The organism is Aeromonas sp. ASNIH4 (genome assembly GCF_002934425.1).
Classification (GTDB): Bacteria; Pseudomonadota; Gammaproteobacteria; order Enterobacterales; family Aeromonadaceae; genus Aeromonas; species Aeromonas hydrophila.
In genome coordinates, this window is record NZ_CP026217.1 from 3,452,850 (window position 1) to 3,474,055 (window position 21,206).

Consider the following 21,206-nt stretch of genomic DNA (forward strand, 5'->3'; position numbering starts at 1 on the left):
TGTTGACAAAAACAGATAGAATGTAAAGAAACATGGAGGGTTAGGTGTAGAAATGGTATAAAACCGCCGAATCCTCCCCCTCTGTTCCCTAGAAGTGGATACGTCTCATGTCAAAAAGAAAAATTACCGTCATCCCGGGCGACGGCATCGGCCCCAGCATCATCGAATCCGCCATCCAGATCCTGACCCACGCCGGTTGTGACTTCGAATACGAATACGCGGACGCCGGCCTGGTGGCGCTGGAGAAGCACGGCGAGCTGCTGCCCCAGGCGACGCTGGATCTCATCGAGAAGAACAAGGTCAGCCTGAAGGGCCCGCTCACCACCCCGGTCGGCGGTGGCTTCACCTCCATCAACGTCTCCCTGCGCAAGAAATTCAACCTCTACGCCAACGTCCGCCCGGTGCTCTCCTTCAAGGGTACCCGCAGCCGTTACGACAACATCGACATCATCACGGTGCGCGAGAACACCGAAGGCATGTACTCGGGTGCCGGTCAGAAGCGCAGCGACGACAACAAAAGCGCCGAGGCGATGAGCATCATCACCCGCGAAGGGGCGGAACGCATCGTCAAGTTCGCCTTCGAGCTGGCGCGCCAGGAAGGGCGCAAGAAAGTCACCATCATCCACAAGGCCAACATCCTCAAGTCCACCTCCGGCCTGTTCCTGGAAGTGGCCCGTGAAGTGGCCAGCCGCTACCCGGACATCCAGAGCGAAGAGATGATCGTCGATGCCGCCTGCATGAACCTGGTGATGTACCCGGAGCGCTTCGACGTCATGGTCACCACCAACCTGTTCGGCGACATCCTGTCGGATCTGTGCGCCGGTCTGGTGGGGGGCTTAGGGATGGCACCGGGTGCCAACATCGGCGATGGCGCCGCCATCTTCGAAGCGGTGCACGGCTCGGCGCCGGATATCGCCGGCAAGAACATCGCCAACCCGACCTCGGTGATCCTCGCCTCCATCCAGATGCTGGAGTATCTGGGCATGCAGGACAAGGCCGAACGGATCCGTGAGGCGGTACGCGCCACCATCGAATCAGGCGACCGGGTGACCCGGGATCTGGGGGGCACCGCCTCCACCAGCGAGTTCACCCAATCCATCATCGACCGTTTGTAATCATACTCAAGATATTGATTTTTAAAGGGAGCTTAGGCTCCCTTTGTTTTATCTCGCGGTGCTCTCCCCCCTTTGTCGATTGGCTACTATGTTCAATAGATAAGGGATAAGGAGATCCATTATGCGCGCTATCGTTACCCTGCTGCTCATCAGCAGCAACGCCATGGCAGTAGACAGACCGGTCGAGAATGCCTGGCCGCAATTGCCCCCCTCTTCCCAGCAGGCCAGCCAGGTCTGGCGCTCCAACGTGGATACCAACGACCTGCTCAAGGCACCCAAACCGCTCTCCTTCGGGATGGATGTCGTGACCGACAGCGATGGCAACAGCCAGGTCACGCCCTACCAGAAACTGAACCTGACCGCCGAGAAGAGCGTGAGCCTCTCCTTCGAGCAGCACAAACCCAGGATCAAGTTCAAGACCGCCGGCATGAATACCTCCATCAAGCTGCGCGGCAACGGGGTGAAGCTGGAGTTCAGCCCGACCGATCGCACCATCCCGCTCGACATCGAACTCAAGCTCACCGACGGCGAATCCTCGCTGCGCTTCGATTACCGTTTCTGATGGCGCAGAAATGACAAGGCCGACAACCCGTGGGTTGTCGGCCTTGTGGTCAGTGGCTCACCGCCAGCAATTACTCCTTGGCGGAGAGCTTGGAAACCCAGTACTTGTTGTAGACGTGCACCGTGATCTCTTCGCGATCGTGATAGAGCTGCTTGGCCTGGATCACGAAGGCGTTGTCGATCTCCTTGAGCAGCTCACGCAGCACCTCGATGTTGTGCACCGCCTCGGCGTAGCGCTTCTTCATCGGCAGCTTGAGGTTGAACATCGCCTCCTGGCAATCGCTCTCCCGGAACCAGTCGGCGATCATGTGGGTGACCCGCGCCGGCTTGTCCACCATGTCGCACACCAGCCAATAGGTGTTCTTCTTGCTCGGACGCCACACGAAACCATCGTCGCGGATGTGCTTGACCTGACCGGTATCCATCAGGGACTGGGCCATCATGCCGTTGTCCACCGCCGTCACCATCATGCCGCGACGTACCAGCTGATAGGTCCAGCCACCCGGGCAGGCGCCCAGATCGACGGCCTTCATGCCGGAGGTGAGGCGCAGGTCCCACTCTTCCCGCGGCACGAACACGTAGAAGGCCTCTTCCAGCTTGAGGCTGGAGCGGCTCGGGGCATCGGCCGGGCAGCGCAGACGCGGGATGCCCATGTGGAATTCGGAGTTGTTGAAGGAGTAAGAGTAACCCAGCAACACGTGATCATTGGCCAGGAAGAAGGCGTGGAACACCGGCCGGTGCGGGGTCTCCTTCTTGGTCAGCAACTCGTTGCCGCGCAGCGCCTGGCGCAGCGGCACGGTGAACTTGCGGCAGAAGGCCGACAGCTCTTTTGCCTCGTTGGTATCGGCAGTTTCCACCCGCAGATCGCCGCAGATGGCGTAACCCTGGGTCGCCTCCAGGATGGGGGTGATGCGATCCGACAGATCCAGATCCTTCAGCTCATGGGTCACCACCAGCATCTGACGAATGAAGATCAGCTCTCTGAACGGCAACTTGCGCGCCAGCAGATCGGCCTGCTCCTCGTCATACAGCTCGAATATCACGTAACCGCTGTCGTCCTTGACCCGGGCGAAACCGTAGCACTGCATGTTACTGGCACGCTCGGTGATCTCTGCCGCCGCCTCTTTCTCAAAACCGGGGCGGCAATAAAGCAGCAGATTATTCATTTTTTCCTCCAAGACGACAGCCAGCCCATATCAGAGCCGCCCATCCCAACATAAAACAGAGGCCACCGGCCGGGGTAATCAGCCCCAGCCCCTTGCTGCCGAGCAGCACCATGGCATAAATACTGCCGGAGAATCCCAGGATCCCCAGCACGAAGGCGGTGCCGGCAAAGGTGATGACCTTGCTGCGCACACCGCACCACCCCAGCACCAGCAGGGCCAGGGCGTGGAAAAACTGATACTGCACGGCGGTATTGAACGCCGCCAGACGTGAAGGCTCGATCCCGCTGGCCGCCAGACCATGGGCGCCGTAGGCTCCCAGCAGGGTTGCCGTCAGGCCGAACACGCCCGCCAGCACCAGCCAATGTCGATGGAATTGCATCCCTTGCCTCCTCGTCGTTTCGCTTCCCATCCTCACGTTCGCGTCGGGATGGTCGCGATGAAGTTCTTGATCTGCCCGGCCGCCTGCCGCAGGTTCTCCTGCTCGCTCACCCCGCTGCTCTTGCGCGGTTTGAAGCCATGATCACCATCGGTCAGCCAATGGACCGATACGGCGGGTGAGAAGGGAAAATCAGCCAGTTCGGCACGGGTGCCGAAAGTATCGCGCTCCCCCTGCAACAGCAGGGTCGGCGTCTTGATCTGCTTGAGTACGTCACCCCGCCAGCGGTCGGGGTTGGCCGGGGGGTGGAAAGGATACCCGAGAATGAGCAATCCTGCAGCATTCATCTCGTCCTCGCCATCCTGATAGAGTTCGGCCGCCATCCGCCCGCCCATCGACTTGCCGGCCAGAAACAGCCGGGGATGAGCAAACTCCTTCGCCATCTGGCGCCAGTGCGCCAGCAACACGGGTTGCCTGTCCGGTGGTCTGCGTTTGCCATCCAGCACGCGCTTGCTCATGTAGGGGAAGTTGAAGCGCACCACCTCGATGTCCGGCCCGGCCAGCAGGCGTGACAGCTCGGCCAGAAAGGCGTGCTCCATGCCCGCGCCGGCGCCGTGGGCCAGCAGAATGCGGACGGGGGCATCGACAGCCCCCTCCCGGATCACCTCATGCATCGGCCAGCCGTGCCCGGCGACGGGCCTCCTCCTGCTCCACCAGCTCCAGCATCCAGTCGCGGAAGGCCACTATCTTGCCCTGATCGGACTGCTGCTCCTGGCACACCAGATAGAAGGCGTTCTTGCTCACCAGCACCTGCTCGAACGGGCAGATGAGGCGGCCGGCCTCTATTTCGGGCTGGGCCAGCACGCTGTGACCGAGCGCCACCCCCTGGCCGTGGATCGCCGCCTGGATCACCATGGTGGAGTGGCTGAAGATGGGCCCCTGATTGACGTTGGGCGCATCGATGTCGAGCTGGCGAAACCAGGCCTTCCAGTCGCGACGTGAGGTGTCGTGCAGCAGGGTGTGACGGGTCAGATCGTCCGGGGTACGCAGCGGCTTGGGACCGGTCAGCAGCAGCGGTGAACAGACCGGGATCAGATACTCGGTGTGCAGCTTGTCGGCACGCAGCCCAGGCCAGTTGCCACGACCGTAATAGATGGCCACGTCCACATCGTCGGTGAGCGAACCCTCGTCCATGTCCACCGCCTTGATCCGCACATCGATGTCGGGGTGGCGCTCGCTGAACTTGACCAGCCTGGGCACCAGCCACTGGATGGCGAAACTCGGCTGCAAAGAGACGGTGAGCGCCCCCTTGGCGCTGCGCGCCAGCAGCTTGTCGGTCGCCTCCGAGATGGAGGTGAAGATGTCCTTGATGTCGAGGAAGTAGCCCTGCCCCTCCTCGGTCAACAGCAGGGAGCGGTTCTTGCGGCGAAACAGCTTGATGCCGAGGTACTCTTCCAGCGCCTTGATCTGGTGACTGATGGCAGCCTGGGTCACGAAAAGCTCTTCCGCAGCCCGGGTGAAGCTTAAATGACGAGCTGCGGCTTCGAATGCTTTCAGTGCATTGAGCGGGGGTAAACGACGAGACATGAGACCAGCCGACGATGAGTTTTTCTAATGGGCCGCATTATAATTTGTCGGTTGCGGGTCGACCAGTGAATAAACATAATTCGCTTCGCAATCCGTTGTCATATGGCTCACTTTTTCTCTTCCATGTTGGTTTACATGTGATTTTTGTGAGTCACTGGACTGCGATTGTGGTGTTGTGTTTCTTCCTCTGCGGGAAGAGGGGTTTAAATCGGACCGATTTAACCCAGTCTGTCATCTGAATGTGTTTGGCGCCTCCGGTTGGACGGCGCCTTTTTTCTTATCCCTATACCTTGAACTGCCCCACCAGTTGCTGCTGCTTGTCGGCCAGCGCCGACAACTCGCGACCGTTTTCGGCAGAGCTGGCCGCCTCGGCGCGGATGGTGTGGCTCACGTCGCGAATGTTGCTGACGTTGCGATTGATCTCGTCCGCCACCCCGCTCTGCTCCTGCGCCGCCCTAGCAATCTGCTCGTTCATCTGATGGATGGTCGCCACCGCGTGGATGATCTGCTCCAGCACGCTGACCGACAGGTCCACCTTGGTGAGCGTCAGATCCGCCTGGCTGTGGCCGGTCATGATCGCCTTCACCACGGCCTCGGTGCCGGACTGCAGCTGGCCGATGAGGGTCTGGATCTCGACGATGGCGTTCTGGGTGCGACCCGCCAGATTGCGCACCTCGTCCGCCACCACCGCAAAGCCACGGCCCTGCTCACCTGCCCGCGCCGCCTCGATGGCGGCGTTGAGCGCCAGCAGGTTGGTCTGCTCGGCGATCCCCTGGATCACCACCAGGATGTCGTTGATGTTCTCACTGTTGGCCGACAGGTGCTCCACCACCGGCTTGGCGTCGCTGATCACCGCCATCAGCTTGCGCATCGCCTCCTGGGTATCAGCCACCACGTACTTGCCCTCCTGCGCCGCCGTATCGGCCTGGTTGGCCGCGGCCACCGCCGAGTTGGCATTCCCCGCTACCTGCAGGGCGGTGGCGCTCAGCTCCTCGAACGCGGTCGCCACCAGATCCACCTCCTGATACTGGGCCTGCATGCCGGCGCTGGTGCGCTCGGCGACGCTGGCGGCCTGTTCGGCGCTGGCACGAGTCCCGGCGACGGTATCGATCACCTGGCTGATGGTGCTCTGCAGTTTGTTCAAGAAGCTGTTGAACCACTTGGCCAGCTCGCCAATCTCGTCGTCACGGCGCAGCTCGATGCGCTGGGTGAGGTCCCCCTCGCCGCTGGCAATGTCCTTGAGGCGGGCGACCACGGCGCGAATGGGGGCCACTATCTGGTGGGCCATCAGCCAGATGCAGATCAGGGCGACCGCCGAGATGAGGCCACCGATGAGCAGCTGGGTCATCACGCTGCGGCTGGCCTGACCGGAGAGATCGTCCTGCAGCTGGAGAGCCGATGCCAGCACCACGCTGCGCGGCAGCTCGATGTAGATGCCCCATTTCTGTTCGGTACCCCGCATCTTGACCGGCACGAAGGTCTGCAACAGGGTGCCGTCAGGACTCCAGCGGCTGCTGACCTGCCCCTGACCCAGCCAGCCCTGCAGCTCGCCGGCCAGAGTCTGATACTGCTGGCCGAGCGGGCTGCCCAAAGTGACATCGAAGCCGTCCACGCCGGCGACACGGCCCTGGCTGCTGACCAGCAGCACCTTGCCCTGCCCCTCGTAGAGCTCCTGATCCATCTCCTTGACCAGGCTTTGCAGCGCGGTCAGCGAGATATCGACGCCGACCATGCCGAGCAGCTTCTCTTGCTCCAGCAGGGGCACGGTCACCGAGGTCATCAGCACCTTCTGCGAGCCCACATCATCGAGGTAGGGTTCCAGCAGGCAGAGCGCCTTGCTGCGGATGCTGCAGCGATACCACTCGTTCTCCACCCCGCCGGCCGCCGTCGGGCTCTGGTCAGCCAGCACGGATTCGTTTTGTACCTCGGGTTCTATCTTGCCATCGACCCGCGCCCAGTAGGTGGAGAAACGGCCCTGATCGTTGGAGCCCAGCGCGCTGGAACCGTGATAATTGCTGTCTTCACCGTCGAGCTGATCCGGCTCGAACACCGCATAGACGCCGAGCAGGTTGTCAGAGGAGGCGGCCGCGTCGTGCAACTGCTGATTGACGGCGGTACGCAGCGTTTCGGAGGAGCCGAAGTTGTCGGCCGCATTCTTGCGCTGGAACAGGATCCCCTGCCCCAGCAGAGTGGCCCGGAAGTAGGCCTCGTCCAGATAGCTGGTCACTTTGGCCGCCTGCTCCGAACCCATCGCCTTCATCCAGTTTTCGGCCGCACTCTGGGCTTCCGCCGTGGTGGAGGTCAGCACCTGATCCTGCATGTTGGCAGCACTGAAGAGGGAAGAGGCCACCAAGGCTCCGGCACTGGCCAACAAACAACAACCGGCGATCAGGGTGATCCGTCCCTGAACAGAAAGAGAACTCATGCCACCATTTCCTAGCTTTTTACAGATGTGATCAGTGTATCGGTTTTAGAAACAAAAACTTAACCTTATCACGCTAAATCCAGGGCAAGTTGGTTCACTTCGCCGGCCGCAGGCAGGCCGACCACCAATCCCAGTAGCCGAATGGGTTTGCCCTGCGCCCGCAGCAAGCCTTCGTGCAGCAGATCGTGAAACCGCTCCGGCTGGTAACCGCCGCGCCGGTAGACGGTGGTCTGCTGAAAATCGGCGAACTTGAGCTTGATCCCCTGCCCCATCAGTTGCTCCTTGCCGTGGCTGACCGAGAAACGTTGCTCCAGCTCGGGGATGAGCTGGCGGAGCACCTGCCAGCAGGCGGCCTCATCCAGCACGTCGCTGGCGAGCGTCGTCTCCACCCCTATGGTCTTGCGCACCCGCTGGGCCTGCACCGGCTGCTCGTCGTGGCCCCAGATCCGCCCGGCCAGCATCTCCCCGAGCTTGCCGAAACGGGCGATCAGCTCCTCATTGCCGAGCTGGCGGGCATCTTCGCAGGAGTAAAGGCCGAGCGACTCCAGCCGATCCGCGGTTTTGCGGCCGATGCCAGGCAACTTGCCAAGCGGCAGCTGGCGCACGAACTCATCCACCTCCTGCGGGCGGATCACGAACAGGCCGTCCGGCTTGTGCTGCTCGGAGGCGAGCTTGGCCAGAAACTTGTTGGGCGCCACCCCGGCCGAGGCGGTCAACCCCAGCTCGGTGTTGATCGCGGCGCGGATCTCGCGGGCCATCAGGGTGGCACTGCCACCACAGCAGGGGCTCATCGTCACATCGAGATAGGCCTCATCGAGGGAGAGCGGCTCCACCTGCTCGGTGTAGCGCAGGAAGATGGCCCGCAGCTGGCGGGAAACCTCCTTGTAGACCGCCATCCGACCGGGAATGAGCACCAGCGGCGGGCAGAGCTTGCGAGCCAGAGCGCTCGGCATGGCGGAGCGCACCCCGAAGCGGCGCGCCACATAGTTGCAGGTCGAGATGACGCCGCGCCTGTCAGCCGAGCCGCCGATGGCCAGCGGCACCTCGCGCAGGGCCGGGTTGTCCCGCATCTCTACCGCGGCATAGAAGCAGTCCATGTCGATGTGAATGATCTTGCGCATACCACTGTACGAATAAACAGGTAACCTGCCTATGCTAACCCAGTGCTGCCATTTCTGCCATCGGCATGAAATGAGGGTCAGATATAGACTCTTAAGGCACCATTGGTTAGCGCATCATGCAAGGAGGGTGAGATGAAGATAAGTTGGCTGGGATTGGGGCTCTGCCTGCTGGCACAGCCGGGCAGCAGCAAGGACAACCCGACCGCCGAATGCAGCTGGCTGTATGACCGCATCGCGGCGCTGGAGCAGGCCATCAAACAGGGCGACGAGCTGGGCACCCGGGAGGAGCTGGCACGCTGGCGGGCTGAGTTCAAAAAGAAAGCCTGCCAGCAATACGACTACTGAGTCTTTTGCAAAAAATAACGGGCTGACCATCAGGTCAGCCCGTCGGTTATCCGGCACGGGGTCGAGTACGACTCGGCGCCCTGTCCGCTCAGATGATCCGGTTCTCCGCCAGCATCTTGCGACGGGCCTCTTCCTTGGCCATCTTCTTCTTGCGGTTGTCACAGGGTTCCGGGCAATCACACTCTTTTTCGATACCTATGCTGCCGAGCCCGCCGCAGGAGCCGGAGATGGTCTTCTTCTGGAAGATGTAACCGATGGCCATGGCCACCACTACCGCCAGAAATACCCCGAAGGTGATCAAAAAAATCTGCATGTTACCGCCCCTTATTTTCTAACCAGATACTGTTTGAAGGCATCGGAGTAGGACTCCTCGAAACCATCATCCGTCTTGGTGATCACGAAGATAGCCAAGCCCCGCTCCTTGGCATAGGCCAGGCTCTTCTCGGGCCCGAGCACCATGAACACGGTCGCCAGCCCGTCTGCGGTCATGCAGGAGGGGTGAATGACGGTCACCGACACCATCCGATGCTGGATCGGCTTGCCGGTCATGGGATCAATGGTGTGGGAGAAGCGCTTGCCGTCCAGCTCGTAATAGTTGCGGTACTCGCCCGAGGTAGCCACCCCGTTGTCACCGGCCACGATCACTTCCTGCACCGAACCGGCGTTGGCGGTCGGCTTCTCGATGGCGACGCGCCAGGGGTGCCCCTTGCCGTTGACGCCGTTGATCCGCAGCTCGCCGCCGATCTCCACCAGATAGTTGCGTGAGCCCATGGACTCCAGATACTCGGCCACCTTGTCGACCCCAAAGCCCTTGGCGATGGCGGAGAGATCCACGTAGAGATCCGGGATGTCCTTTTGCAGGGTATCGGCATCGGCCGAGGTGATCACGTGCAGATTGCCGAGCCCGGTCTTCTGGCGGGTCTGGGTGATCAGCTCGTCGGAGGGCATCTTGGTCGGCCTGGCATCGGGCCCGAAGCCCCACAGATTGACCAAGGGGCCGACGGTGACGTCCAGCGCCCCGCGGCTCTCACGGCCAATGTGAATGGCCTCGGTCACCACCCGCGCGGTATCGCGGGAGACCACCACCGGCGTCGAGCCGCGATGCTGGTTGAAGCGCGACAGCTCGGAATCCGGGCGGTAGGTCGACATCTGATCGTTGACCCGCTCCAGCAGCACATCGACTTCGGCCTGGAACTTGGCGGGATCCGTGATGACGCTGTCCGCCACCTTGATGGAGTAATAGGTACCCATGGTGCTGCCGGTGATGTGGATCTCCGGCTTCGATTGGACCGTTTGTTCCTGACCGCACCCAGTCAAGAAAAAGGCTAGCCCGAAGGCTAGCCAGGTCTTTACAACACTGTGCATTGATTAACCACCAAAGTCATCCAGCAGGATGTTTTCGTCTTCAACACCGAGGTTTTTCAGCATGTTGATGACGGCTGCGTTCATCACGGGAGGCCCGCACATGTAGAACTCGCAATCTTCCGGCGCCTCGTGGTTCTTGAGATAGTTCTCGAACAGCACGTTGTGGATGAAGCCGGTGTAGCCGTCCCAGTTGTCTTCCGGTTGCGGATCAGACAGGGCGACGTGCCACTGGAAGTTGTCGTTCTCGGCCTGCAGCATGTCGAAGTCTTCGACATAGAACATCTCGCGCTTGGAACGGGCACCGTACCAGAAGCTCATCTTGCGCTTGGTCTTCAGACGGCGCAGCTGATCGAAGATGTGGGAACGCATCGGCGCCATACCGGCACCACCACCGATGAACACCATCTCGGCATCGGTGTCCTTGGCGAAGAACTCGCCGAACGGACCGGAGATGGTCACCTTGTCGCCAGCCTTCAGGCTGAAGATGTAGGAGGACATCTGGCCGGGAGGGGCAGTCCAGTTGCTCGGCGGCGGGGTCGCGATCCGCACGTTCAGCATGATGATGCCGAACTCTTCCGGATAGTTGGCCATGGAGTAGGCACGGATGATCGGCTCGTTGACCTTGGACTCCAGCTCGAAGATCTTGAAGCGATCCCAGTCACCGCGATACTCCTCGGGAATATCGAAGTTCTTGTACTGCACGTGGTGAGCCGGCGCTTCGATCTGGATATAACCACCGGCGCGGAACGGCACGCTCTCGCCATCCGGGATCTGCAGCTTGAGCTCCTTGATGAAGGTGGCCTTGTTGTCATTGGAGATGACGGTACAGTCCCACTTCTTCACCCCGAAGATCTCTTCCGGCAGTTCGATGTCCATGTCGGAACGAACGGTGACCTGACAGGCCAGACGCTCGCCGTGACGGGCTTCGCCCTTGCTGATGTGATCCAGCTCGGTCGGCAGGATATCGCCGCCGCCGGATTTCACCCGTACCTTGCACTGACCACAGGAGCCGCCGCCGCCGCAGGCGGAGGAGACGAAGATACCGCTGCCGGCCAGCACACCGAGCAGCTTGCCACCCGCCGGGCTGGTCACAGCCTTGGCCGGGTCGCCGTTGATGCTGATTGTCACGTCACCGGCGGTCACCAGCTTGGACTTGGCGAACAGAATGACTGCCACCAAGGCCAGCAGGATCACGGTGAACATGACCACACCCAGAATAATTTCCATCTATATTTCCTTTCCGATTACAGGGAAATACCAGAGAAGGACATGAAGCCCAGCGCCATCAGACCCGCGGTGATGAAGGTGATGCCGAGGCCGCGCAGGCCTTCTGGAACATCGGAATACTTCATCTTCTCGCGGATCCCCGCCATCGCGACGATGGCAAGCATCCAGCCGGCACCCGAACCCACGCCATAGACCACGGACTCAACGAAGTTGTAGTCACGCTGCACCATGAAGGAGACGCCACCGAAGATGGCGCAGTTCACGGTGATGAGCGGCAGGAAGATACCGAGCGCGTTGTAGAGAGCCGGGAAGTACTTGTCCAGCGCCATCTCCAGGATCTGCACCAGTGCCGCGATCACCCCGATAAAGGTGATGAAGCTCAGGAAGCTCAGATCCAGGCCGGAAACCAGGGCACCGTCCTTGAGGACGTAGTTGTAGATCAGGTTGTTGGCCGGGACGGCCACGGTCTGAACCACGATAACGGCGATCCCCAGGCCCATGGCGGTCTTGACCTTCTTGGACACCGCCAGGAAGGTACACATCCCCAGGAAGAAGGAGAGCGCCAGGTTCTCGATGAAGATCGAGCGAATCAACAGACTGATATAGTGTTCCATACCTTAATCCTTCGCCTCCACCTGCTTGGGATCCTTGGTGCGTACGCCCCAGATGATCAGACCAATGATGAAGAACGCACTCGGCGGCAGCAGCAGCAGGCCGTTGGGCACATACCAGCCGCCATTGTTCACCAGCGGCAGCAGTTCGATGCCAAACCAGGTACCGGAGCCCAGGATCTCGCGCACGGTGGCCACGGTCAGCAGCACGGCGCCATAACCCAGACCGTTGCCGATACCGTCCAGGAAGGAGGGCAGCGGGGCACTCTTCATGGCGTAGGCTTCGGCACGACCCATCACGATACAGTTGGTGATGATGAGGCCGACGAACACCGACAGCTGCTTGGAGATGTCGTAGGCATACGCCTTAAGCACCTGGTCAACCACGATAACCAGCGAGGCAATCACCGCCATCTGGGCGATGATCCGCACGCTGTTCGGGATCTGGTTGCGGATCAGGGAGATGAACAGGTTGGAGAAGGCGGTGACCGCGGTAACGGCCAGCGTCATCACGAACGCCGTCTTCATCTGGCTGGTAACGGCCAGCGCGGAACAGACCCCCAGCACCTGCAGTGCGATGGGGTTGTTGCCGAGCACAGGCGTCAACAGCAACTTTTTCATTTCGCTCTTGTCAGCCATTGTTGATTTCTCCTGCACGAACCTTGGCCAGGAAAGGACCGAAGCCCTTGGGACCCATCCAGAAGTCGAAGGTATGCTGTACGCCGTTACCGGTCAGGGTCGCGCCGGACAGGCCGTCGATCTCATGCTCGGAACCAGCCGGAGCATGACCCTTGATCACCCGCAGTGCCGGCATGCCATCCTGATCGAACAGCTTCTTGCCGACGAACAGCTCGCGCCAGGCCGGATTTTCGATCTCGCCGCCCAGACCCGGGGTTTCACCGTGGTCATAGTAGGTGATGCCCTTGATGGTCTGGCCATCGGCCGCGACCGCCACGAAGGCGTACATGGTGGACCACAGACCCTGGCCGTAGATCGGCAGGATGATGTTGTCGACCTTGCCCTCGGCATCTTTCGCGAAGAACACCGGGATCAGTTTGGAGATTTGACGCAGGCCGGCCTTGTCGTCGGCCGGGGCCAGACGAATGCTCTTGGCCGGGTCTTTTGCCGCCAGCTTGGTATCGAAGTTGTCGGCATCGCCGTCAACGAACTCACCGGTAGTCAAATCGACCAGACGCGCTTCAATCTTGTCACCGTACAGCTGGGCCAGATCGCGCTTGGCCACGCTGCTGATATCGACACCGGCGACGGACAGAATGTTGCTTTGCTTGTCCAGCGCCCGGTTTTCCAGCTGGGCCGGACGCAGTCCCACGGCGGCCACGGAGACCACGATGGAGCAGACCAGGCACAGACCGGTCACTATGGTGAGGGTGCCGACAGTAGAGTCTTTATTAAACGCCACGAGCGATCCTCCGCTTGATGTTCGCCTGCGCCACGAAATGGTCAAACAAGGGGGCAAACAGGTTGGCAAACAGAATGGCCAGCATCATGCCTTCCGGGAAGGCGGGGTTCACCACCCGGATCAGCACCACCATCACCCCGATCAGGGCGCCATACCACCACTTGCCCTTGTTGGTGAAGGCAGCGGAGACCGGATCGGTCGCCATGAAGGCCATACCAAAGGCGAAGCCGCCCAGCACCAGATGCCAGTGCCACGGCATGTTGAACATGGGGTTGGTATCGGAACCGATGACGTTGAACAGCAGGGAGGTCGCTACCATGCCGATCATCACACCGGCGATGATGCGCCAGGAGGCGATCCGCATGTAGACGATCATGGCCGCACCGATGAGGATCATCAGGGTGGAGACTTCACCGATGGAACCGGGCAGGTTGCCAAGGAAGGCATCCATCCAGCTGATGGTCTGGCCGGTGGCACCGTTGATCAGGGCCATCTGGCCGCCTTGGGCCCACTGGCTCAGCGCGGTGGCACCCGAGTAGCCGTCGACGGCAACCCAGACTGCATCACCGGAGATCTGGCCCGGATAGGCGAAGAACAGGAAGGCACGACCTGCCAGCGCCGGGTTCAGGAAGTTCTTGCCGGTACCACCGAACACTTCCTTGGCCAGCACCACACCGAAGGTGATACCCAGGGCAGCTTGCCACAGGGGCAGCTCGGGCGGCACGATCAGCGCGAACAGGATGGAGGTCACGAAGAAACCTTCGTTGATCTCGTGCTTGCGCACCATGGCGAACAGCACTTCCCAGAAACCACCGACCAGGAACACGGTCAGGTAGATGGGCAGGAAGTGGGCAGCACCGATCAGCATCTTGCTGCCGATGCCGGCGACGGCCGGATCCAGCGAAGCACCCAGCAGGGTGGCTATGGTGTATTGCCAGGTGTCGGCACCGGCAGCCGTGCCCAGATGGGCGATGGCGGCGATGGATTGGTTGCCGACGTTGTACATGCCCCAGAACATGGCCGGGAACACGGCCAGCCACACCATGATCATCATGCGCTTCAGATCGATCGCATCACGGACGTGGGCGGCATTGCGGGTCACGGAACCCGGGGTATAAAACAGGGTGTACGCCGCTTCGAACAGGGCATAGTACTTGGCGTACTTGCCACCCGGCTCGAAGTGATGTTCCATATTTTCAAGAAGTTGCTTGAAACTCATCGCTTAACCTTCCAGTTCGATCTTGGTCAGGCACTCACGCAAGACTGGGCCGTACTCGGTCTTGCCGGGGCAGACGAAGGTACAGAGCGCCAGATCTTCCTCATCCAGCTCCAGACAGCCGAGTGCTTGCGCATTGTCGGTGTCGCCGGAGACCAGATCCCGCAGCAGCAGGGTCGGCAGGATGTCGAGCGGCATCACGCGCTCGTAGTTGCCGATAGGCACCATGGAGCGATCACTACCGTTGGTGGTGGTAGTGAAGTTGATGAGTTTGCCCTTCATCAGGTGAGAGAGGGTGGTACGGGTGATGGAGAACTTGCTGGCGCTGGGATTGACCCAACCCAGGAACTCTTTCTCGCGACCTTCACCCAGTACGCTGACCTGATTGTGGTAGCGACCCAGGTAGTCATGTACCCCTTCGGCCTTGGCACCGCTCAGCAGGGAACCGGAGATGATGCGATTCTCGTCCGCACGCAGCTCGTTGTTGGTCAACTGGCTGATGCAGGCGCCCATGCGGGTGCGCAGCAGACGCGGCTTGACCACGTTCGGGCCGGCCAGCGCGATCACCTTGTCGGTAAAGATCTGACCGGTGGTGAACAGCTTGCCGTAGGCGATCACATCCTGATAGTTGATGTGCCACTGCACCTTCTTGGCACCGACCGGGTCCAGGAAGTGGATGTGGGTACCGGGCAGACCGGCAGGGTGCGGGCCGACGAACACCTCTTCCTTGACTTGCGCCAGGGAAGCGTGCGGCAGGCTCGCCTCGCCCTTGCAGACGTAGACGGTGCCATCGGTCAGACGAGTCAGCACGGCCAGACCGTCGAGGAAAGCCTGGGCCTGTTCCTTGATGATCAGCTCCGCACTGGCAGCCAGCGGGTTGGTGTCCATGGCGGTGACGAAGATGGCGCGAGGGGTGGAACCCACGGCCGGCACCTTGCTGAACGGGCGGGTACGCAACGCGGTCCATTGGCCGGACGCGACCAGGATCTCCTGCACCTTGCTGCGCTCGAGCTTGGCCAGCTCGGCAGACGCAAAGTGCTCGAAGGTCACCTGCTCGTCGGACCCATCGATATCGATGACAACGGATTGCAGAATGCGCTTGGCACCCCGGTTGATCTCTGAAACCACACCGGTGGCGGGGGCCGTGAATTTAACGCCGGGATTCTTCTTATCTTCGAAGAGCTCCTGACCTTTAATGACGCGATCACCTACTTTGACAAACATAGTAGGACGCATCCCCACGAACTCTTCGCCGAGTGTAGCAACACGGGTGATGGCCGGGCCATCGTAGATTACTTGCTCCGGAGCACCCAGCACGGGGATGTCCAGTCCTCTTTTAATTGTAATCATACTCACTTGCACTACCGTTAAGGGAAGACAGGTTGGTTAGCGCCGAGAAATACATCACGACGAGTTGTTGAATGAGCCCGTTGATGTTGCGGGATGATGTCGAAGAAATAAACAAATCAGCAACATACAGGGTCATTCAAAAGCGCCTGAGTTTACCACTTATGGCGAGTTGCCTGCCATGCAAAATGGGGAAAATCCCCGCTCTATCACAAAATCATCGAAATTTAATCACGCGGCTTTTTTTCACGAAACCTCAGGCGCGGCTTCGAGTTAGCCATTATTACCCAAAAATGGGTAATGGTTTTTATGTTCAAAAAAGGATTAGAAATCTTGATGTCAGGGCGGGAGGTTGGCGTCCCGTTCCACAGCCAGGGACGCCACCGGAAAACGTTTATGAATTGTTAACTAGTCGCAGATTGAGTAATCAATTCGTCAATAGCCTTAGGAGAGACCGTTTTTGCTGACGCAGCTGGGGGTGGTTGGTGCCTGTTCCCGCTGTTGCCACTCCTGCTCGGTATAGGTATGCAGCGCCAATGCATGAATGGCTCCCGCCAACTCTTCAGCCAGCACTCCGTTGACCTGACGATGACGCCCCAGCAGCCGCTGTCCTTCAAACGCCTGGCTCACCACCACCACCTTGAAGTGGCTCTCGGAGCCCGGTGCCACCCGGTGCATGTAGCTTTCGTTGATCACTTCCAGATGGCTGGGGGACAAGGCGGCGGCCAGCTTGGCCTCGATCTGTTGTTGCATGGTCACGAGCAAAACTCCCAAAATGGATGTCCGGCCATTGTAGCCAGGGTTGGCCGGATGACGAAATCGTCCAGAACGGGAAAATGACACGCTTTTCCCCCGCTGCCGTGGCGGCCGGGACTGGTGAAATTCTCCGCCCCCGCTAGAATAGCGCCACTTTGCGCCCCGTCGGCGCCCGTTACATGAATCAGCTGGACACTTCGCCTATGCAAACCCTTCTCGACACGGCCCATTGTCGCCTGACCCTGTATCGCTATCCACGCCAGCTCCAGGATCCGTTGCAGGCCTGGGACGCCGCAGACGAGTACCTGATCAACACCCTGGCCGAGGAGCCTCTCGAGCGCGACGGCCCGGTCATCATCATGAATGACGGCTTCGGCGCCCTGGCTGCCTACCTGCACGGCCATGCTCCCGTCAGCGTGACCGACTCCCATATCAGCGAACGAGCCACCCTGGCCAATCTGGCCGAGAACGGCCTGGATCCCCATGCCATCCGCCTGCAGGATGCACTGGCCTCCCTGCCCGATACCCCCGCACTGGTAGTGATCAAGGTCTCCAAATATCAGGCGCTGCTGGAGCAACAACTGCTGGCCCTGCGCCAGGTGGCCACCCCCGCCACCCGCGTCATCGCCGCCGGCAAAGCCAAAGACATCCACAGCTCCACTCTGGCGCTGTTTGAAAAATACCTGGGGCCGACCCGCACCTCGCTGGCCTGGAAGAAGGCCCGCCTCATCCACTGCACCCCGGCCGCTACGCCTGCCGAACGGCCCGCGCTGGCCAATCCCTTTCCCACGATCTGGCCGCTGGAGGGCACCGACATGCTCATCCACAACCACGCCAACGTGTTTTCACGCACCAGTCTGGACATCGGTGCCCGCTTCATGCTCGACAACCTGCCGATCCACAGTGCCCGCAAGGTGATCGATCTGGGTTGCGGCAACGGCGTGCTGGGGCTCTCCCTGCTGGCACGGGACGCCGAGGTGGAGGTGACCTTCATCGACGAGTCCCACATGGCGGTCGCCTCGGCCCAGCTCAACGTCGAACACAATCTGCCGGCTGCCCTGCCCCGCGCCCACTTCCTGGTCAACAACTGTCTCGACGGCGTGGCGGTCGGCTCGGTGGACCGGATCCTCTGCAACCCGCCGTTCCACCAGTTGCAGGCGATCACCGACCATATCGCCTGGCAGATGTTCAGCGATGCCCATCGGGTGTTGCCCAAGGGCGGCGAACTCTGGATAGTAGGCAACCGTCACCTGGATTATCACAACAAGCTCAAGCGCCTGTTTGCCAACGCACAAGTCGTTGCGTCGAACAGCAAATTCGTTATTTTGAAAGCCATCAAACGCTAAACAGAAAGCTAAAGGAAACCCATGATGAAAAAGTCACTCTTGCTGCTGGCCGCCCTGATGCTGGGTGGTTGTGCGACTCACTGGCCGGAGACCGCCCTGCTTAACCCGCAGGTGATCCCCTCCAATCAGCAGTACTACTCCGGCAACCGCATCACCCTGGAAGGGGTGGACAAGCGTGAAGCCGCCTACGTTTTCTCCATCAAGAAGAAAGAGAAGGCCGCCGTGCTGGTCAACAGCGAACAGCCGCTCAACAACCTGCTGGCCGAAAAGCTGGCGGAAGGGCTGCGCAGCCAGGGGCTGGAAGTGGGCAACAGCGGTACCACCAACCTGACCCTGGCCATCTCCAGCGCTGCGGTCACGGTGGAAGAGAAGACCTTCACCTATGTCACCAAGTCCCGCGTCAGCCTGCAGGTGATCGCCGATTTCCAGGGCAGCAAGCTGACCAAGCAGTTCAACATGTCCTCCAGCAAGGAAGGCCCGGGTGAGCCGAGCATGGCCGAGCTGGAATCCATCCTGAACCAGCAGCTGGGCAGCCTGCTGCAGCAGATCATGGCGGACAACGCCCTGCGCGGGTATCTCAAGGGTCAGCCGAGCTGAGCGAGGAGCGGATAGATGAAAAAACTCTGGTTACTGGCCATGCTGATCTCCCCGCTGGCATTCGCCGGCCCCAAGGTCAGGATGGAGACCAACCACGGCAATATCGTGGTGGAACTGGCGTCCAAACAGGCGCCGCAGACGGTGAAGAACTTCCTGCGCTACGTGGCGGATGGCAGCTATGACGGCAGCATCTTCCACCGGGTGATCCAGGACTTCGTGGTGCAGGGGGGCGGCTACAACCAGCAGTTCCAGCAACTGCCGACCTTCGATCCCGTGGTCAACGAGTCCAAGGGCGGCCTGCCCAACAAGCGCGGCAGCATCGCCATGGCCCGCACCCAGGCGGTCGACAGTGCCACTCGCCAGTTCTACTTCAACCTGGTTGACAACAACAACCTCAACGCCAATGCCGGCGCCGGTTATACCGTGTTTGGCCAGGTGGTGCAGGGCATGGAGGTGCTGGACAAGCTGGCCCAGGTGCAGACCGGTTACAGCCCGATCCTGCGTGCCAATGACGTGCCCACCAGCCCCATCATCCTCAAGAAAGTGGTGCTGCTGGCAGACAAATAACGCGGAGCAGATCACATTCCGCCACCCCGCGCGCTGGGTCGCCGGCGCCCCTTTCTATACTCTGGCCTTGCCCCGCTGTTCGGGACTAGGCCCACAAGAGGAGAAGGAGGTTCCGGTGACCTGCAATGATTACATCGCCCAGCACGCCATCCCGCTGGCCCAGACGGTTCGTCACTTTCTGGCACGAGAGATCCCCTATCAACAGCTGGAAGATCTGAGCTGGCAGCTGTTGTCCCACTGGCAGGATCTGCCCCAGGTTCCCGCCGACAAGACTCCGGCCTCCGAGCAGGAGGGGGTATTCTGGCACCTGCTGCACAGCCTGCATCAATGGGATGAACAGCAGATCATCGCCGACGTCTGGCTGCGCCTGCAGCTGATGGAGTGCGCCAATTACCTGACCACGGACGGGCCGCTGCCGCGCCACTGCATCGGCCTGCGCCCCTGAATCGCGCAACGCCACCCCCGGCTTGCCTTGGCTATCCCTCTCGAACCTGACAAAATGGCGCAATTTTCCCAGAGGAGTCAGGTATTTGAACACTGTCCGTACACCGAGCTGGCGAGACTCGCTCGCCGTCTACCTTGAGACTCGGGTTCTCATCCTGTTTGCCATGGGATTCTCTTCCGGCCTGCCGCTGCTGCTGGTGTTCGGCACCCTGTCGTTCTGGCTGCGCGAAGCGGATGTCAGCCTGACCGACATCGGCTATATGAGCTGGGTGGCGCTGGCCTACGGCTTCAAGTGGCTGTGGTCACCACTGGTGGATCGGCTGCCGCTCCCGCTGCTCTCTCGCTGGCTGGGCCGGCGCCGCAGCTGGATGCTGTTCTCCCAGCTGCTGATCGCCGCCTCGCTGGTGGGCATGGCCTTCTGCGATCCCAAGACCCAGCTCGCCCAGCTAGCCCTGTTCGCCCTGCTGGTGGCGTTTGCCTCCGCCACCCAGGACATCGTCATCGACGCCTATCGCATCGAGTCGGCCCCCGAGCGGCTGCAGGCGGCCATGGCGGCCTCCTACATGACCGGTTACCGGCTGGCGATGATCATGGCCGGCGCCGGCGCACTGGCGCTGGCCGCCTGGCTCGGCAGCAACAGCGGTTATGACTACAACGGCTGGCGACTCACCTATCTGCTGATGGCGGGATTGATGTCCCTCGGCGTCATCACCACCCTCTGTTGTCATGAACCGGTGATCGACCTTGCCAGCCAGAATGAGCAGCAGGCGGCCCACAAGGCCTTGTTGCTCGCCCGTGGCTGGCCCGCTTCGCTGGCCGGGCTCGGCGCCTGGAGCCACGAAGCCATCTGGTGCCCGTTTGCCGACTTCTTCCGCCGTTACGGCGGCTCGGCCCTGCTGATCCTCGGGCTCATCGCCTGTTATCGCATCTCGGACGTGGTGATGGGGGTGATGTCCAACAGCTTCTACGTGGACATGCAGTTCAGCAAGACCGAGGTAGCCACCATCACCAAGGTGTACGGGGTCATCATGACTCTGGTGGGGGCCGCATTGGGCGGTGTGCTGGTGATGCGCTTTGGCACCCTGCGCATTCTGTTCCTCGGCGCCCTGCTCACCGCCAGCACCAACCTGCTATTCGCCCTGCTCAACGAGGTGGGCCACAACCTGGAGCTGCTGACCCTGATCATCTCGCTGGACAACCTCAGCGCCGGTATTGCCACGGCCGCCTTCGTGACCTATCTGTCGAGCCTGACCAACGTGGCCTTCTCCGCCACCCAGTACGCCCTGTTCAGCTCGGTGATGCTGCTGCTGCCCAAGCTGCTGGCGGGTTTTTCCGGCCGTTTCGTCGAACAGTTCGGCTACAGCAGCTTCTTCATCAGCACCAGCCTGCTCGGTATTCCGGTGCTGATCCTGATCGTGCTGGTTGCCAAACGAGGAAGATCCTTGCTATCTCAATCGGATAAATAGCAAGCGTTTGCGTAAAATTGGGGGTGATTAGATTCACACTTCCGAATAAAGTTCCCCAGTGCTGGTTTCTCCGATGAATTTATTTGGCTAGAATCCCTTCCGCTCCTTGTGGGCAGGCTACGGAAAACCTCAACTAACGCACAAGAGA

Annotated in this window: 23 protein-coding genes; 8 read left to right on the forward strand and 15 right to left on the reverse strand. The window is 60.7% G+C overall.

Going from position 1 to position 21,206, the window contains the following annotated elements; genetic code table 11:
- Positions 1-107 precede the first annotated feature (107 nt).
- Positions 108-1,115 (forward strand): isocitrate dehydrogenase, encoded by a 1,008-nt coding sequence (locus tag C2U40_RS15810; protein WP_029303727.1) that lies wholly within the window; start codon positions 108-110, stop codon positions 1,113-1,115.
- Positions 1,116-1,236: 121 nt separating this feature from the next.
- The gene (locus C2U40_RS15815) at positions 1,237-1,677 is read left to right on the forward strand and encodes a hypothetical protein (RefSeq protein WP_011705073.1); all 441 of its coding nucleotides are present in this window, start codon (positions 1,237-1,239) and stop codon (positions 1,675-1,677) included.
- Between the two features lie 70 nt (positions 1,678-1,747).
- On the opposite strand, the gene rlmM is transcribed toward C2U40_RS15815, so the two are convergent.
- From rlmM to dinB, 6 genes are all read right to left on the reverse strand, one after another.
- On the reverse strand, positions 1,748-2,842 hold the full coding sequence (gene rlmM, locus C2U40_RS15820) for a 23S rRNA (cytidine(2498)-2'-O)-methyltransferase RlmM (RefSeq protein ID WP_016349849.1): 1,095 nt from the start codon (positions 2,840-2,842) through the stop codon (positions 1,748-1,750).
- Positions 2,835-3,221 carry a DUF423 domain-containing protein gene (locus C2U40_RS15825; RefSeq protein ID WP_011705071.1) on the reverse strand — a complete coding sequence of 129 codons (387 nt, stop codon included), beginning with the start codon at positions 3,219-3,221 and terminating at the stop codon, positions 2,835-2,837. The genes rlmM and C2U40_RS15825 overlap by 8 nt, the downstream gene beginning before the upstream one ends.
- Positions 3,222-3,253: 32 nt before the next feature.
- Positions 3,254-3,892 (reverse strand): alpha/beta fold hydrolase, encoded by a 639-nt coding sequence (locus C2U40_RS15830; protein WP_103827251.1) that lies wholly within the window; start codon positions 3,890-3,892, stop codon positions 3,254-3,256.
- The gene (locus C2U40_RS15835) at positions 3,885-4,805 is read right to left on the reverse strand and encodes a transcriptional regulator GcvA (protein WP_005303519.1); all 921 of its coding nucleotides are present in this window, start codon (positions 4,803-4,805) and stop codon (positions 3,885-3,887) included. The genes C2U40_RS15830 and C2U40_RS15835 overlap by 8 nt, the downstream gene beginning before the upstream one ends.
- Positions 4,806-5,088: 283 nt before the next feature.
- The gene (locus C2U40_RS15840; protein WP_103827252.1) at positions 5,089-7,230 is read right to left on the reverse strand and encodes a methyl-accepting chemotaxis protein; all 2,142 of its coding nucleotides are present in this window, start codon (positions 7,228-7,230) and stop codon (positions 5,089-5,091) included.
- Positions 7,231-7,298: 68 nt separating this feature from the next.
- Positions 7,299-8,351 (reverse strand): DNA polymerase IV, encoded by a 1,053-nt coding sequence (gene dinB / locus C2U40_RS15845; protein ID WP_077095278.1) that lies wholly within the window; start codon positions 8,349-8,351, stop codon positions 7,299-7,301.
- A 132-nt stretch (positions 8,352-8,483) separates the two neighbouring features.
- Here dinB and C2U40_RS15850 point away from each other — a divergent pair, with 132 nt between their 5' ends.
- Positions 8,484-8,696, forward strand: a complete 213-nt coding sequence (locus tag C2U40_RS15850; RefSeq protein WP_103827253.1) for a hypothetical protein — start codon at positions 8,484-8,486, stop codon at positions 8,694-8,696.
- A gap of 88 nt (positions 8,697-8,784) precedes the next feature.
- Here the strand turns inward: C2U40_RS15850 and nqrM are convergent, their stop codons facing one another.
- The 9 genes from nqrM to C2U40_RS15895 all read right to left on the reverse strand — a co-directional run bounded on the left by nqrM (position 8,785) and on the right by C2U40_RS15895 (position 16,635).
- Complete coding sequence (gene nqrM, locus C2U40_RS15855; protein WP_011705066.1) at positions 8,785-9,009, reverse strand: (Na+)-NQR maturation NqrM; 225 nt, start codon at positions 9,007-9,009, stop codon at positions 8,785-8,787.
- An 11-nt stretch (positions 9,010-9,020) separates the two neighbouring features.
- Complete coding sequence (locus C2U40_RS15860; RefSeq protein WP_011705065.1) at positions 9,021-10,061, reverse strand: FAD:protein FMN transferase ApbE; 1,041 nt, start codon at positions 10,059-10,061, stop codon at positions 9,021-9,023.
- A 3-nt stretch (positions 10,062-10,064) separates the two neighbouring features.
- Positions 10,065-11,288, reverse strand: coding sequence for an NADH:ubiquinone reductase (Na(+)-transporting) subunit F (nqrF, locus tag C2U40_RS15865; RefSeq protein ID WP_011705064.1), 1,224 nt, complete (start codon positions 11,286-11,288; stop codon positions 10,065-10,067).
- Positions 11,289-11,305: 17 nt separating this feature from the next.
- Positions 11,306-11,902, reverse strand: a complete 597-nt coding sequence (gene nqrE / locus C2U40_RS15870) for an NADH:ubiquinone reductase (Na(+)-transporting) subunit E (protein WP_005303538.1) — start codon at positions 11,900-11,902, stop codon at positions 11,306-11,308.
- A 3-nt stretch (positions 11,903-11,905) separates the two neighbouring features.
- A complete protein-coding gene (locus C2U40_RS15875) occupies positions 11,906-12,538 on the reverse strand; it encodes an NADH:ubiquinone reductase (Na(+)-transporting) subunit D (RefSeq protein ID WP_005303545.1) in 633 nt (210 codons plus the stop codon).
- Positions 12,531-13,319: a Na(+)-translocating NADH-quinone reductase subunit C gene (locus C2U40_RS15880; protein ID WP_011705063.1), complete on the reverse strand. Its 789-nt coding sequence runs from the start codon at positions 13,317-13,319 to the stop codon at positions 12,531-12,533. The genes C2U40_RS15875 and C2U40_RS15880 overlap by 8 nt, the downstream gene beginning before the upstream one ends.
- The gene (locus C2U40_RS15885) at positions 13,309-14,538 is read right to left on the reverse strand and encodes an NADH:ubiquinone reductase (Na(+)-transporting) subunit B (protein ID WP_011705062.1); all 1,230 of its coding nucleotides are present in this window, start codon (positions 14,536-14,538) and stop codon (positions 13,309-13,311) included. The genes C2U40_RS15880 and C2U40_RS15885 overlap by 11 nt, the downstream gene beginning before the upstream one ends.
- A gap of 3 nt (positions 14,539-14,541) precedes the next feature.
- The gene (locus C2U40_RS15890; RefSeq protein ID WP_011705061.1) at positions 14,542-15,885 is read right to left on the reverse strand and encodes a Na(+)-translocating NADH-quinone reductase subunit A; all 1,344 of its coding nucleotides are present in this window, start codon (positions 15,883-15,885) and stop codon (positions 14,542-14,544) included.
- A gap of 441 nt (positions 15,886-16,326) precedes the next feature.
- Complete coding sequence (locus C2U40_RS15895) at positions 16,327-16,635, reverse strand: BolA family protein (RefSeq protein WP_011705060.1); 309 nt, start codon at positions 16,633-16,635, stop codon at positions 16,327-16,329.
- 206 nt (positions 16,636-16,841) lie between these two features.
- Here C2U40_RS15895 and C2U40_RS15900 point away from each other — a divergent pair, with 206 nt between their 5' ends.
- From C2U40_RS15900 to C2U40_RS15920, 5 genes are all read left to right on the forward strand, one after another.
- Positions 16,842-17,984: a methyltransferase gene (locus tag C2U40_RS15900; RefSeq protein ID WP_077095279.1), complete on the forward strand. Its 1,143-nt coding sequence runs from the start codon at positions 16,842-16,844 to the stop codon at positions 17,982-17,984.
- A gap of 24 nt (positions 17,985-18,008) precedes the next feature.
- Positions 18,009-18,581: a YajG family lipoprotein gene (locus C2U40_RS15905; RefSeq protein ID WP_011705058.1), complete on the forward strand. Its 573-nt coding sequence runs from the start codon at positions 18,009-18,011 to the stop codon at positions 18,579-18,581.
- 15 nt (positions 18,582-18,596) lie between these two features.
- A complete protein-coding gene (locus tag C2U40_RS15910) occupies positions 18,597-19,148 on the forward strand; it encodes a peptidylprolyl isomerase (RefSeq protein ID WP_077095280.1) in 552 nt (183 codons plus the stop codon).
- A gap of 115 nt (positions 19,149-19,263) precedes the next feature.
- The gene (locus C2U40_RS15915; protein WP_017408628.1) at positions 19,264-19,593 is read left to right on the forward strand and encodes a hypothetical protein; all 330 of its coding nucleotides are present in this window, start codon (positions 19,264-19,266) and stop codon (positions 19,591-19,593) included.
- 85 nt (positions 19,594-19,678) lie between these two features.
- Entirely contained in the window at positions 19,679-21,058 is a 1,380-nt protein-coding gene (locus tag C2U40_RS15920; RefSeq protein WP_017408629.1) for an AmpG family muropeptide MFS transporter, read from the forward strand.
- Positions 21,059-21,206: the final 148 nt, after the last annotated feature.